The sequence below is a fragment of the Burkholderia sp. NFPP32 genome (assembly GCF_900119325.1).
GTDB lineage: Bacteria > Pseudomonadota > Gammaproteobacteria > Burkholderiales > Burkholderiaceae > Burkholderia > Burkholderia pyrrocinia_C.
The window spans coordinates 275,730-289,813 of sequence record NZ_FPJP01000003.1 but is presented as its reverse complement, the minus strand read 5'-3'; the positions used below and the strand labels follow the sequence as shown (position 1 = coordinate 289,813).

At 62.8% G+C, this 14,084-nt stretch carries 12 protein-coding genes and 1 riboswitch; of the genes, 6 read left to right on the top strand and 6 right to left on the bottom strand.

All coding sequences use genetic code 11. The features are described 5' to 3' along the window. Positions 1-33: 33 nt before the first annotated feature. A riboswitch (yybP-ykoY riboswitch) is annotated at positions 34-170 on the bottom strand. 469 nt (positions 171-639) lie between these two features. From BT264_RS08305 to BT264_RS08290, 4 genes are all read left to right on the top strand, one after another. Next, the gene (locus BT264_RS08305; protein WP_072438310.1) at positions 640-2,367 is read left to right on the top strand and encodes a methyl-accepting chemotaxis protein; all 1,728 of its coding nucleotides are present in this window, start codon (positions 640-642) and stop codon (positions 2,365-2,367) included. 216 nt (positions 2,368-2,583) lie between these two features. Further along, a complete protein-coding gene (locus BT264_RS08300) occupies positions 2,584-3,897 on the top strand; it encodes an EAL and HDOD domain-containing protein (RefSeq protein WP_072438312.1) in 1,314 nt (437 codons plus the stop codon). Positions 3,898-4,270: 373 nt separating this feature from the next. Further along, positions 4,271-6,784: an EAL domain-containing protein gene (locus BT264_RS08295; RefSeq protein ID WP_072438314.1), complete on the top strand. Its 2,514-nt coding sequence runs from the start codon at positions 4,271-4,273 to the stop codon at positions 6,782-6,784. A gap of 177 nt (positions 6,785-6,961) precedes the next feature. Beyond that, the gene (locus BT264_RS08290) at positions 6,962-7,909 is read left to right on the top strand and encodes a GlxA family transcriptional regulator (RefSeq protein ID WP_072438529.1); all 948 of its coding nucleotides are present in this window, start codon (positions 6,962-6,964) and stop codon (positions 7,907-7,909) included. 55 nt (positions 7,910-7,964) lie between these two features. On the opposite strand, the gene BT264_RS08285 is transcribed toward BT264_RS08290, so the two are convergent. The 6 genes from BT264_RS08285 to BT264_RS08260 all read right to left on the bottom strand — a co-directional run bounded on the left by BT264_RS08285 (position 7,965) and on the right by BT264_RS08260 (position 12,039). Continuing rightward, complete coding sequence (locus BT264_RS08285; RefSeq protein WP_072438316.1) at positions 7,965-8,447, bottom strand: YybH family protein; 483 nt, start codon at positions 8,445-8,447, stop codon at positions 7,965-7,967. A 126-nt stretch (positions 8,448-8,573) separates the two neighbouring features. Further along, positions 8,574-9,428 carry a DJ-1/PfpI family protein gene (locus BT264_RS08280; RefSeq protein WP_072438531.1) on the bottom strand — a complete coding sequence of 285 codons (855 nt, stop codon included), beginning with the start codon at positions 9,426-9,428 and terminating at the stop codon, positions 8,574-8,576. 151 nt (positions 9,429-9,579) lie between these two features. Then, positions 9,580-10,326 carry an SDR family oxidoreductase gene (locus tag BT264_RS08275; RefSeq protein ID WP_072438319.1) on the bottom strand — a complete coding sequence of 249 codons (747 nt, stop codon included), beginning with the start codon at positions 10,324-10,326 and terminating at the stop codon, positions 9,580-9,582. 153 nt (positions 10,327-10,479) lie between these two features. Then, complete coding sequence (locus BT264_RS08270; RefSeq protein ID WP_256260588.1) at positions 10,480-10,704, bottom strand: hypothetical protein; 225 nt, start codon at positions 10,702-10,704, stop codon at positions 10,480-10,482. Positions 10,705-10,723: 19 nt separating this feature from the next. Then, positions 10,724-11,095 carry a DoxX family protein gene (locus BT264_RS08265; protein ID WP_072438321.1) on the bottom strand — a complete coding sequence of 124 codons (372 nt, stop codon included), beginning with the start codon at positions 11,093-11,095 and terminating at the stop codon, positions 10,724-10,726. A gap of 71 nt (positions 11,096-11,166) precedes the next feature. Beyond that, a complete protein-coding gene (locus tag BT264_RS08260; protein WP_072438323.1) occupies positions 11,167-12,039 on the bottom strand; it encodes an NmrA family NAD(P)-binding protein in 873 nt (290 codons plus the stop codon). Positions 12,040-12,257: 218 nt separating this feature from the next. Here BT264_RS08260 and BT264_RS08255 point away from each other — a divergent pair, with 218 nt between their 5' ends. Beyond that, on the top strand, positions 12,258-12,677 hold the full coding sequence (locus BT264_RS08255) for a winged helix-turn-helix transcriptional regulator (protein ID WP_072438325.1): 420 nt from the start codon (positions 12,258-12,260) through the stop codon (positions 12,675-12,677). A gap of 180 nt (positions 12,678-12,857) precedes the next feature. Next, positions 12,858-14,066: an MFS transporter gene (locus tag BT264_RS08250; RefSeq protein WP_072438327.1), complete on the top strand. Its 1,209-nt coding sequence runs from the start codon at positions 12,858-12,860 to the stop codon at positions 14,064-14,066. Positions 14,067-14,084 lie beyond the last annotated feature (18 nt).

Sequence of the window (14,084 nt, the reverse complement as noted above, 5' to 3'; positions counted from 1 at the left end):
CGGACGCTGACGAACCATGGCACATCCGCCGACGTCCGACCAGGAACGACGCGATGCGCCCATGGTCTCGCCAGACCGAATCGGCCGAACGCGCCACGGCCGAAAGCCGAGTGTGTTGACGCGTTCGCTTTCCGGGGACGGAAAGCAGGCTACTCCCCAAAGACGGAGGGCAGTCTAGCGGAGCGGATTTCTTTCGACAAGCCTTCGTTTCGAAAAAATGCTTCTTCGCGGATTGCCATGGATGTCGCTGTCCGACCTCGAGCCGCCCTTCATGCCAACTATCGTGTATGACCGTTACCTGATCGTGAACGGCCGTTGACGTGCCTCCTGGTCCTTGGCGCATTGATTGGTCGCCCTGAATGTGAAGGAATCCACCAGGCGCTGATCGTCTCTTGTCCGCTCCCTCGCGCCCCCGTTCCGGCGTCCGGCGTTTTTCTTCGGTGACGCCCGCGCGTGCTTTCATCACATATCGGCAGCCAGCATTTTGGCAAGTTCTGCAAGGGACTGCTCCAGAATCGACTGCTAATCGCGATCGATCTCGGGCCGTTATCTGGAAGTATTCCGTCGAAGCTGCACTCTGCAGAGTGCAGCTTCGCACCTTCCCCTACCCGTTGGTCAATCTGCAAGGTCGGTAAGCACATGAAGCTGTCATTTGCGCAGAAACTCTGGTTGCCACTCATCCTGAGCCTGCTGTGTCTCGCCGGAATATCGATCTACAACGCTTACCAGACTCGAGAAATGCGGCTGGAGGAGCGCAAGGCGGACCTGAAACATGCAGCGGAGATCGCGCTGAGCGTGGTCAAGACCTTTGGCGATCAGGCTGCCGCCGGCGCCATGCCGGTAGCGGAAGCCCAGAAGCGGGCCTTGGACAGCGTCCGGAATATGCGGTACGGCGAAGACGGTTATTTCGTGATCCTCGATTCGCAGCCGACGGCACTGATGAACCCTGCAAAACCGGAACTGGAAGGCAAGGACGTCGGCGATTTCAAGGATCCGAACGGCGTCTACTTCTTCAGGGACACGGTCGCCGTCATCAAGCACGCCGGTCGGGGTTTTACCGCGTATTCCTTTCCGAAACTGGGGAGAACCGAAGCCTCGCCGAAAATCGTCTACAACGTGACCTATCAGCCGTGGGACTGGATTCTCATGACGGGGCTTTATGTCGACGACCTCGATGCCGCATTCCGCTCGACGCTGTACCAGAGCCTCGGGATTCTGGTGGTACTGGCCGGCGCCCTGTCGGTTGTCGTGTTGCTGCTCAACCGCGGCATCTTGCGCTCACTGGGCGGTGAGCCGTCCTATGCCGCCGAGATTGCAAACCGGATCGCCGGCAACGATCTGACCGCCGTGGTGAAGACCGCGCCGGACGACCGCTCGAGCCTGCTTTTTTCGATGAAGTGCATGCAGGAGCAGCTCACGCAGACGATCGGTACGATCAAGGTTTCGGCCGACTCGATCGCTACCGCCACGCACCAGATTGCGGCGGGCAACCAGGACCTGTCGCAGCGCACCGAAGAGCAGGCCGCCTCGCTCGAGGAAACGGCGGCCAGCATGGAGCAATTGACCTCTACCGTCACCCAGAATGCCGACAATGCCAGTCAGGCCAGCCAACTCGCCGCGCAGGCTGCCCAGGTGGCGGAGCAGGGCGGCACCGTCGTGTCACGCGTGGTGGAAACCATGGATGGCATCAACGCCAGCTCGGACAAGATCGCCAACATTGTCGGTATCATCGAGAGCATCGCGTTCCAGACCAATATCCTCGCGCTGAATGCGGCTGTCGAAGCGGCGCGGGCGGGTGAGCAGGGACGGGGTTTCGCGGTGGTCGCCTCGGAAGTACGTTCGCTGGCACAACGCTCCTCGGCGGCGTCCAAGGAAATCAAGGAGCTGATCCACGATTCCGTGGAGCGCGTGCAGGCAGGTGCCGGCCATGTACGGGAAGCGGGTGCGAAGATGCGCGAGATTACGTACGAGATCAGGCGCGTGACGGACATCATGGGGGAAATCACAGCCGCATCGCAGGAACAGAGCAAGGGTATCGGCCAGGTCAACCAGGCCGTCACGCAGATGGACGAAGTCACGCAGCAGAACGCGGCGCTGGTCGAACAGGCCGCGGCCGCCGCCAGCTCGCTCGAGTCGCAGGCGGACGATCTGAAAGCGTCCGTTTCAATGTTCAGACTGAACGCCTCGCGCAACGCCGAAGTCAGCCGCCCTGTCACGCAAACGCACACGACTGCGGCTCCGGCTCCGGCTCCGGCTCCGGCTCGGACGCGCGCCCGGACTCCAGCCAGGTCAGCCCCGGATCGGCCCGCACCACAGCCCGTTCTGGCAGCGCAAACCGCCGCGGCTGGAGAATGGGACAGCTTTTAGGCGGCCATCCGCGTCACGAGTGACTGACAGGCAGAGCAAACCGCGCGGGTCGGCGCCGGCTCGGACGGTTATCATGCGTCTTCGTGAGCGTTGAAGATGCCGGAGACGACGCCAGTCATCAGCGCAACGAACTCCCCGGATGCGACGGATACCCGCTTGGCATCCGCGAGACCTCAACTCAAAGGGAATCGTTCAAGATTGAATACAAGAGCACCGTTGCCCGGCCCCGCCGACGATCAACCGACGTCGGACAGCAAAGCCGCCACACCGGAATACGTCTACCTCGGGCGGCAGCCGATTCTGGACCGCAGCGGAGTATTGAACGCATTCGAACTGCTGTTCCGCTCCGGGACAGCCAATTTCGCCCGAATCACGGATGACGCTGCTGCCACTGCGCAGGTCATCGAGAGACTCATCGGCGATATCGGCCTCAACACTGCACTGGGCGATCGCACCGGCTATGTGAACGTCGACCGGACGGTGCTGATGTCCGACATCGTCCGGTTGTTGCCGCGTGAACGCTTCGTGCTCGAAATCCTCGAAACCGTGACGTTCGACGAGGCGCTCTGCAGGCGCTGTAACGAACTGCGGCGCGCGGGCTACCGGCTCGCGCTGGATGACGTTTCTCGGGTTTCCCCGCGCCTGTTCGAGTTTCTGCCTTACGTCGATATCGTCAAGATCGATTTTCTCGCATGCCCGCGCGAACACCTTGCCGAGCTGATCGACGCCGTCAGGCAGCACGGGAAGGTTTCGATCGCCGAGAAAGTCGAGACACCGGAGGACCATGGTGCCGCCATGCGCGCCGGCTTCGAACTGTTTCAGGGCTACTACTTTGCGAAGCCGCAGGTGCTGACATCGCGGCGCATCAAGCCATCGCGCGACGCGCTGCTGCGGCTGCTCGTGCTTCTGGGCGGCGAACCGGAGATTGTCGAACTCGAAGCCGAACTCAAGCGGATTCCGAACCTCGTCATTCAACTTCTGATGCTGCTCAATTCGAGCGCGGTCGGGCTTAGCCAGGCAGTTTCATCGCTGCGTGAGGCGATCATGCTGGTCGGCACGCGGCAAATCGCGCGCTGGGCACAGTTGCTCCTGTTTGCGGATGAACGTCTGGACGCGCTGCGCTCCGATCCGCTGGCGCAGCTGTGCGGCACGCGTGCGCGATTCATGGAACTTGCCGCTGGCCGGCTGCGGCCCGATGACGATCGGTTTGCCGAGACCGCGTTCATTGCGGGCGTGTTCTCACTGGTTCATGTGCTGTTCGGCAGCACGATCGAGGACGTCGTGACTACGACGCCGATTCACGCCGATATCCGGCGGGCACTGCTCGAACGGCATGGCGAGCTGGGTCTGCTATTGAACGCCAGTGAGGCAGCCGAATCGGGGGAGTTCAACGCAATCCGCGCAGCGTGCAATGGATTGCCGATCTTCACCCCCAACGACCTGACCATGCTCTGGCTTGCTGCCGCTGCCTGGTACGACGATCAGGTGCGTGGGCTGCCCGCACACCGCCCGCAGCGAGCCTCGCAATAAAGGGGGGCGATGGCCGCGCCGTCGACCTCACCCTGCCCGCAGCCGCTCGACTTGCCGCCGCGCAACCCGGATGTCGTCGTGGCACTCAACTCTTGTCCGAATCTGCCGTTAACTCAGGGCGGCTGCCCCTGAGAGGGCGGTGCGCCGGCATGTGGATTCGCCGGACAAGGGGGCGTCGACCGTGGTCTCGGGGCCAAAGTGCCGCGCGCGTCGCCGCGATGCCTCAAGCGATGGGTCAATTCCCCGTTTGCGAGTTCGATGAGTACGCAACCATTCGAGGCAAGTGAGGTCGTAACTTGCCTGCCGCCGCGGGCGAGCCCGAAGGTTGCCGGATCGACGTGCGCCGGCGAGGATTTTTCGTCTTGGTTAGAGAATGTATCCGAGCAGCTACGATGTTCCGATTGCGCGCCTCGTTGCGCGTCAGATTCTGTCCTGCGCGCCTGCCACGCCGGTGCGGGAGGTCGCGCGACGCATGTTCGCCGAACGTTGCAGCTCGATCGTCGTGATGCAGGATGAACAGGTCGTCGGGATCTGGACCGAGCATGATGCACTGTCGGCCGGCGACGATCCGCGCGAACTCGATAGGCCGGTCTGCGAGGTGATGAGTCGTCCGGTACTGACGCTCGAGGCCGATACGCCGCTGGGTGAAGCCGCGATGAAGTTCAAGCAGTCGGGCGTGCGGCACTTCGTGGTGGTCCGGGATGGCGCCGCGATCGGCGTGCTGACGCAGACCGACGTCGTCGTGAACCAGGGGCCGGAATTTTTCCTGCACCTGAAGCCGATCGAATCGATCTGCGTCCATCCGCCCGTTGTGGTGCCCGAGCAGGTCGCACTGCACGAAGTCATCGCGCGGATGCGCGCGCAACGGCTCGATGCGATCCTCGTCGGCTACGACGACGGCGAGCATGGCATCCTGACCGAACGGGACATCGTCCGGCTCTTGGCGGACGGCGGGGCCCAAGGTGTGGTCGGGGCCTATGCGAGCAAGCCGCTGCAGATGCTGACTGCCAAGCAGAGCCTGTATGCGGCGCAGCGCTTCATGACCGAGCACAATATGCGGCATGTCGGCATCCAGGATGACGATGGCAGGCTGACCGGGCTGCTCTGTTTCGCGGACGTGCTGCAGAGCATCGAGCACGAATACGCGAACGAGCTGCGCAGCGCCTTGCGCGAGCGCGACGAAGCGCTGGGTCTCGCGCGCTTCAACCTGCGCATGGCGGACCGGGTGTTCGAATCGGCACTCGAAGGCATCATGGTGACCGACCGGCACGCGAAGATCGAGCGCGTCAACCAGGCCTTCACGCGCCTGACCGGGTACACCGAGGACGAAGTGATCGGGCGCAACCCGGGCCTGCTGAGTTCCGGGCGCCAGACGCCCGATTTCTACAAGCAGCTGTGGCATTCGCTAACGACCGATGGCCACTGGCAAGGCGAAATCTGGAACCGCCGCAAGACCGGCGAGCTGTTTCTCGAATACCTGACGATCACCAGCATTCGCGACAGCGAAGGCGAGATCTCCCACTACGCGGCGATCTTTTCCGACATCACGCAGCGGCGCCAGGCGGAGGAGCGGCTGGGCTATCTCGCGACGCACGACGTGCTCACCAATCTCGCGAACCGGATGCTGTTCGAGGAGCGGCTCGCGCACGCGATCGTCCACGCGAAGCGGCTCGGTCGCAAGGTCGCGGTGATGTACCTCGATCTCGACCGCTTCAAGCTGGTCAACGATACGCTCGGCCACAACGCCGGCGACGAGGTGCTGAAGATGGTCGCGGAGCGCATCGTCGCGAAAGTGCGCGCGAACGACACGGTGGCGCGCATGGGCGGTGACGAATTCGCGCTCGTGCTAGAGGAGGTCGACGATGTCCGCGACGTCGGGCGAGTTGCGCGCAAGCTGCTGGACGAAGTGGGGCGGGCGATCGATATCGGCGATCGCGAGATCTTCGTGACGCCGAGCATCGGCATCAGCATCTATCCGGACGACGGCACCGAGGCGGAGGACTTGATCCTGCTCGCGGACCAGGCGATGTACGGCGCGAAGAGCCGCGGCAGGAACGTGTTCCAGTTCTTCGAGAGCAAGATGACGTCGTCGGCGATCGAGCAGCTGGAGACGCTCGGCGAGTTGCACCGCGCGCTCGAGCAGAATGAATTCCGCCTGTTCTACCAGCCGCAATACGATCTGGCCAGCGGCCGGATCGTCGGCGTGGAGGCGCTGCTGCGCTGGTTGCATCCACGCAGGGGCCTGGTGCCGCCGGGCGATTTCATCGGGCTGGCGGAGCGGTCCGCGCTGATCGTCCCGATCGGCAGGTGGGTGCTGCACGAAGCCTGCCGGCAGGCGCGCCGCTGGCTCGACGAGGGCTTCGAGTTCGGGCGTGTGTCGGTGAACGTGTCGGCACGGCAGTGTTTTACCGACCACTTCCTCAGCGACCTGACGACCATTCTCAGCGAAACCGCATTGCCGGCCGAATGCCTGCAGCTCGAGTTGCTCGAAAGCATGGCGATGAACACTCGCGAGGAAATGGGCATCCTGCTGCGCGAACTGGCGACGCGGGGGATCAGCCTGGCGATCGACGATTTCGGTACGGGCTATTCGTCGCTGGTGTATCTGAAGGATCTGCCCGTCGATACGCTGAAGATCGATCAGTCGTTCCTCGCGGACTGCGGTTCGGGCAGCACGGACGACGCGATCGTGCGAGCGATCGTTGCGATGGGGCGCGCGCTGGGGCTCGATGTCGTGATGGAGGGCGTCGAGACGGCAAAGCAGCTGGCTTTCCTGCAGGAGATCGGTTGCCACCAGGGACAAGGTTTCCTGTTCGCACGGCCGCAGCCCGCCGACCAGCTGGCCGGCATCTCGTCGCGCCGCGGTGCTGAATTGCTGGCAGAGTGAGCCGGTCGCGGGGCGTGCCGCGGCGCGTAATCGATCGAAGTCGTTACCGTTCCAATGACACTTCAGCTGGTGGGTGACGGGCAAATGACGTTTTTCCGTCATTTCCGCCTGCATGGCACGATTTGAGGGATGTCCGTAAAATACGCCTTCTCAGGGTATTCGGCCAACGACTCCGTCATGCATCGAATCGGGTTTTTTGTTTGCAGTGGCTACGACGCTCTCGATCTTGGGGGGCCACTGTCGGCTTTTAATCAGGTGGCCACAGCCGCCGGCCATACTCCGTACGATCTTCATGTCATCTCGGAGTCTGGAGGCCCGGTACGTGGCAATACCGGCCTTTCGATCGAGACCAAGCCGGTCGGAAGGCGCATGTTTGACACCGTCGTTTTCGTGGGCGGTGATATCAGCCCGATGCAGACACCGGGGAACATCGCCGCTGCCAGGAAATTGTGCGCCAGGGCGTCGCGGGTGGCGAGCGTGTGTACGGGAGCGTTTCTGCTTGCGGAAACCGGCTTGCTGGACGGCTTGAGAGCAACCACGCACTGGCGGTACGCGGCGCTGTTGCAGTCCCGCTTCCCTCGCGCCCGGGTCGAGGGCGATAGCATCTATATCGTAGACGGCCGCATCTGGACGTCGGCGGGCATTGCCTCCGGAATTGACCTGGCGCTCGGCTTGATCGAAAGAGATATGGGTGCGGAAGTCGCGCGCGCTGTTTCCAGGCTTCTGGTTGTTCCGTACCGTCGACCGGGCGGGCAGTCCCAATTCTCCGCCATGTCGCAAATGGAGCCTGAATCGGATCGTATCCGCATCGCGCTGAACTTCGCGAGAGAACATCTGGCCGAAGCGCTACCAGTGGAACGACTCGCCGATGCGGCAAGATTGAGTCCGAGGCAGTTCGGACGAGCGTTTCGTCGGGAAACCGGCGAAACCCCTGCCAAGGCGGTCGAACGTTTGCGCGTCGAAGCTGCGAGGCTGCGCCTGCAGGACGGTAGTGAACCCATCGAACAAATTGCTCTGGCCGTGGGATTCACTGATCCGGAACGCATGCGGAGGGCCTTTATCAAACTGTATGGCCACCCTCCGCAGGCGATCCGACGCGAGAGCAGATTGAACAGTGCGCGCTGATCGAGCGCCGGGCTATTGGCGCTCGCGGTACGTGACTGCCTGGATCGCGGGGCGCTCAATGGCCATCGGACTTCCGGGCAGCGTAATCATTCCAGATGTCGCGATGCAATTTCCAAGCGCCGCCCTCCTTCAGAAAGAGGAGGACCTGCTTACCGCGGTATTTGAGGTTTCCAACATGGTCGCGGATTTCCGCATCCGAAACCTCCGTCACGGTCCGGTCGTTACCGTAGAACTCGTAATTGCTGAACGATACGGTGTCGGGTTTTGCCCCGGCATACCCGTTGGCGAAGTGCGCGGCAATCGCGCTGCCCCCCGTCACCCTGTCGCCGCCGGGCGGCAGGAGTGCGCCGTCTTTCGTATACAGACGGCCTATCGCGTCGTAGTCCCCTCGCGCAAAGGCATCCGCCCATCGCGCGTTCTCGGCTTTGATGGCCGCTTCGGTTTGAGGTTGCGGGCCGCCGGCAATGGCTGGCGCCGCAAACGCGAAAAAGGAAGAGCAGGCTGCAAGGGCTGCAGTAAAACGACGAATCTGTTGCATTTCAGGATTTCCGATCAGGGTTTGAATCGAAGGGCCTGCGCCAGCTTGGGCAGGTGAGGCAAGCGATGTCGGCCGCGGCTTCATCGAAACGCGTGCAAGTCCTCGCAGACATTGACCGCGTGCATCTCAGCGAACGCCAGGGATTCGTGCGAGCCCCTTGGATGCACCAGGCAGTTCCTTGTCGACCATCGCGATGAGTTCCGGCCGTGCGTCTCTGGGATGACCGGAATGGAACGGCGGAGCGGGATCGTATTCGATCACGAGTTGCGTGAATTCGGCGGCCTGCCGACCGCGCAGCTTCTCTGCGACGCGAAGTGCGAAATCGATGCCCGCCGTCACGCCGCCGCCGCTCATGAAGCGGCCGTTGTCGTCTTCCACGAACCGATCCGGCACGGGGATCGCGCCATAGTCGGACAGCTTGTTGACGAAGGCCCAATGGCAGGCGCTTCGCTTGCCCTTGAGAATGCCCGTCGCAGCAAGCACCAGCGATCCGTTGCAAACCGACGTTACATGTTTGGCGCTTTCCGCCAGACGCCGGATCTGCGCTTGATACTCGGGCCGCATCGGCGCCGTCAAATCGGACCCGCCGGGCACCAGAATCAGGTCCGTCTTTTCGATATCGGCCAGTCGTTCGGTCTTGCCATACACGACCCCGAATTCGAGGGTCACGTTACCCCCATTGAGGCTCGCATAGCGAACGTTCGTATTCGGTAGCCGGTGGAAAATTTCGCTGGGGCCGGCGAAGTCGAGAAGCGTCCCGCCGTCGTAATTGACAATCAAAATGTTGAGCGGGTCATCCGGAGCAAGTTCTCCGTTGCTGGCGGCCCGCGCGAGAACAGGCGTGGTGTGGCCAAGCAGGGCTCCGCCACCCAGCACGGCGCCGAGCGTGGCGATGCTGCCGAGCTTGAGAATATCGCGGCGCGAGCGGCCTGCTCCGGTGAGTGCCTTTCCGTAGGCATTCTTTTCGCTACTGTCGGTCAAGATCATTTCTCCTTGCGCTTCGGCCCCCTCCGTGCGCAACAGGGTTGGGGCCGGATTGAAAACCACCACGACACGCATGCGGGTGGACGTGTGATCAAGGTGTGGACGAGCCGGAAGAACGTGCAGGGCTCTTGAATCGGAAAGCGCAGGCTTAAAGCTGCGAGGCGCCGCCATCGACAACCAGCTCGCTGCCGACAACGTAGGAGGATTCGTCGCTGGCGAGATAGAGCGCCGCGTAGGCAATGTCCTCTGCCTTTCCCAGATGGCCGACCGGTATGGTCTTCGCGAACTCGCTTTTGAAGTTGCGGACATCCTCGTCCGACATCCCCCACTTGCTGAGCAGGGGCGTGTCCGTGCCGCCAGGCGCGATCGCGTTGAACCGGATCTTGCGATCGAGAAACTCGTAGGACCAGCTACGGGCAAGCGATCGCACGGCGGCCTTCGCCGCCGCGGTCAACGAGATGCCATGCTTGCCGGTCTGGGCGACGAACGACGTGTTGAGGATGACTGAGGAACCCTCTCGCAAGTCCGGCAGCACCGCTTGAAGCGTGAACACCACGCCCTTGACGTTGATGTCCATGATCTCGTTGTAGAGGTGGTCGTCGATGTCGTTGACCGCGGACGGGAAAGCCCAACCAGCGTTGGCGAACACGACATCCAGCCCGCCGAACTGCTCTTTTACCTCTGCGGCAATCGCTCGCATGTCCTCGATCGAACGTACGTCGCCCTTGAGAACCAACGCATTCTCGCCAAGCTCGGCCTTCACGCGCTCGAACACTGCATCGTCGCGACCGGTAACCGCAACTCGGGCGCCTTCTGCAATGAAAAGCCTGGCGGTCGCGAGACCGATGCCGCTGGTACCGCCCGTAATCAAAGCTGACTTGTCCTTGAGCCTCATCTTCGGTTCCTTTCTTTGCTCGAGATTGGTCAAACCGGACGCACAACGCGCAATCGCGCTTGTGCTCGTGTTCCGGCTTGATACCTGTGCAAATTATGGAACCCGACTCGAATGGCTCAAAGGTCGTATAACCCTCAAAATGCGTCATTCAATTCAACCTGATGACGAACACGCGTTGGGGTCTACTGGCGGCTGCGCACAACAATGCCGGGCAGCGCGTTCGATGTCGCCGCTGCGAAAAGTGGCGCGTTCAATGAAGCGCCTGAGGAAACCGGGCGCCTTGGCGGCGATGGCGTTGGACTTTGGCGCGACAATCATGTCGGCGCGTCGCCCGATACCCGCCACGATGTCGCGCACGACCTGCTCGCGCGGAATCATCTTGAAGGCCGCGCAAGGTTCAGGACCACGCCTTGGAACCGGCAGCGAGCCGCTGACGCCAGGCAATCCAGCCGACAGCAATCGATAGTGTCGCCACGACAAGTGGCGCCACTCCATGTCCGTATTCGCCGTTGACCGTGACGGTTGCCAGCGCAGCCAGCATCACGGTGCAGCCGAGCGCCGCGCCCCACAGCCGCGTCGGTGCTCGCGCCAGCAGAACGGCGGTCATGAGTTCCAGCGAACCAGTCACGAAATGGAACCAGTGCGGATATCCCCACTTCAAGTATTCCTCAACGATAGATCGCGGGGCGATGATGTTGCTGAGCGATCCCACGACGAAAAAGGCGGCGAGAACCCAAGGTAATACCTGGCGCCAGGAAATCTTGGACATTCGTTCTACCTTCCCTGATGAGGGCGCTGCCGAGGGCCAGTGTGGCCGCGTGGCCGGCCGATCTCCGTTGTTCATGCCGTAGCGGCGTTGCGGGCCGCCGCAAAGACATCGCGAGGGGACGTCGTGCCCACGACGTGCTCCGTACCCGCGACGCCGAGGTCCATCCAGCCTGCGTTGACGGCATCGAACATCGCTTCGGCCGATCCGGTCTGGCCCTTCGGGATGCCAATCTGTTCGAATGCCGCCGGCCACCCGGCCCGCGGGATGGCAAAGGCCTTGACGTCGCGCTGCAAGACTTCGCCCAGCTGGGCCGCGACTTCATCCGCGCTGACCATCGAGCCAAGCTCTACGACGCGATGCCCGGACCACGCGGGCCCGGTCAGCAGCGCCGCTACCTCGGCGCCGACATCGTCGGTCGCGACCATGGTCGACTTCCGACTCGTCGGGTTGTAGTAGACGGGTAGCGTGCCGCCCTGGGCGACGTGCAGGCCGTAAAGGAAGTTTTCGAAAAACCCGCCGGCTCGTACATGGGCGATCGGCAACGTCAGGCGGCGCAGTCCTTGTTCCAGAAGCGACAGGGCCGTGATCATTCCCAGCCCGCTGGTTCGGTTCGCCCCCATCGACGACAACACGACCACCCGCGGCGGTACCGCCCTGGTCAGCGCCTCGACATAGTTCGCGATCACGCTCTTTGCTTCGCTGAAATCAGGCGAGGGTGCCCAAACAGCCGGCAGCATGACGAATGCACCTTCGACCCCTTCGAGCGCCCGCTCTACGGCGGCCGCATCATTCCAGTCGCCGTCGATCAGTTCCACACCTCGATCCGCCCAATTCGTCGCCTTCTCTCGATTGCGGACTAGCGCCCGTAATTTCCTGCCTTGCGCCAGCAGATGTCGGGCTGTTGCGCCACCTACGCGTCCTGTAATTCCCATTACTAAGAACATGTGTTTCTCCTGAAATTGATATTGCCCTTGAACGCCAACATTTCTGCGGCTGGGGCTGCGGCTGGGGTGACTGGTACGGAAGGCCGCCGGGAACGGGGTCTAACATGGGAACTCCCTGATGGACGGTCCTTGTTTGAGGGCAGGTCTATCATAGAGACCTAAGCCTCGCGCCGGAAGGAGGCACTTTTTTGTTACCAGAAGAGTTAAAGGGAACCCGAATGAGCACCGCCCGGAATGCGATCGAGAGATTCAGCCGATATCAACGTCAAGTGGGCGACGCCCAGCCCGCACACTGCGCGGTTCGCGACGTGCTCGACCGCATCGGCGACAAATGGAGCATGCTCATGATCATGGAACTCGCGACGCGATCGCAGCGCTTCAGTGAGCTTCACCGAGCCATCCCGGACATTTCCAAGCGCATGCTTACCCAGACACTCCGCGATCTGGAGCGCGACGGACTCATCACCCGCCATGTTTTTCCGACCAGCCCGCCAAGCGTCGAATATCGTCTGGCCCCGCTAGGCCAATCCCTGTTGGACCCGATGGCGGCCCTCATCGATTGGGCCGATCGTCGTTATCCCGACATCCATGCCGCGCGCGTCCGCTTTGACGGCGCATCCGGTGATGTCCCGCGCTAGATGCCCAGCCCGATGTGATGGTGGTAGCGAAAGCCTGAAGCGGCCAGCTTATGTCCTGCTTTGCAGATGGCGCGGAAGGACGTATCAGGCGCGCGAGATAGCCCATGCCTGCCGCGTGTCACGGGCCTGCAATAGTATCGGTGGTATCCCGTGTCAGGATTCCCGAATCGAGAGCGACCCATGCAGACCGAATCGTCGACCGGCATTCTTCGTCAAATTCCGCGCAGCGTCTGGGTGCTGGGCTGCGTCAGCCTGTTGATGGACGTATCGTCGGAGATCATCCACAGCCTGTTGCCGATGTTCCTGATGGCGGGGCTCGGCGCGAGCGCGACCGCGATCGGTGTCATCGAGGGGATCGCCGAGGCGACGGCGCCGGTCGTCAAGGTGTTCTCCGGCACGTTGAGCGACTATCTGCGCAATCGCAAGTGGCTGGCGGTCGCCGGATACGGGCTCGGCGCGCTCAGCAAGCCGCTGTTCGCCATCGCGCCGACGATCGGCGTCGTGGTGACGGCGCGGATCGTCGACCGGATCGGCAAGGGAATCCGTGGTGCTCCGCGCGACGCGCTCGTGGCCGACGTCACGCCGGTCCACCTGCGCGGCGCCGCGTACGGACTGCGGCAGTCGCTCGACACGGTGGGTGCGTTTCTCGGGCCGCTGCTGGCCGTCGCCATCATGCTGATGTGGCGCGACGACTTCCGCCTAGCCTTCTGGCTGGCCGTGATCCCGGGCATGCTGGCCGTGGCGCTGCTCGCGTTCGGTATCGAGGAGCCGGCGCGCGCACCGGGCGACAAGCGCGTTAACCCGATCCGTCGCGACGTCGTGAAGCAACTCGGCGCGCGCTACTGGTGGGTCGTCGCCGTCGGTGCCGTGTTCGCGCTGGCCCGCTTCAGCGAGGCTTTCCTGGTGCTGCGAGCGATGGGCAGCGGTGTACCCGTCGCGCTCGTTCCGCTCGTGATGGTGGCGATGAACGCCGTGTACGCGTTGTCGGCCTATCCGTTCGGCAAGCTCGCCGACACGACGAGCCACACGAAGCTGATGGTGGCCGGACTCGTCATGCTGATCGCAGCCGATCTCGTGCTCGCGCACGGCACGCACTGGGGAACCGTACTCGTCGGCGTGGCGCTGTGGGGGCTCCATATGGGGATGACGCAAGGGTTGCTCGCCACGATGGTCGCGCAAGCCGCGCCGTCCGAATTGAGAGGCACGGCGTTCGGCGTTTTCAATCTGCTCAGCGGTGTCGTGACGCTCGTATCGAGCGTCGTCGCCGGCATCCTGTGGGACAGCGTGGGCGCCGCGGCCACGTTCTACGCGGGGGCGGTGTTCAGCGCGGCGACCATCGTGCTGCTTGTGCGCCTGCGCGGATCGTTCGGCGCCGCGCAAGCGCGGTGATCGCAAGCCGGCAGCGAA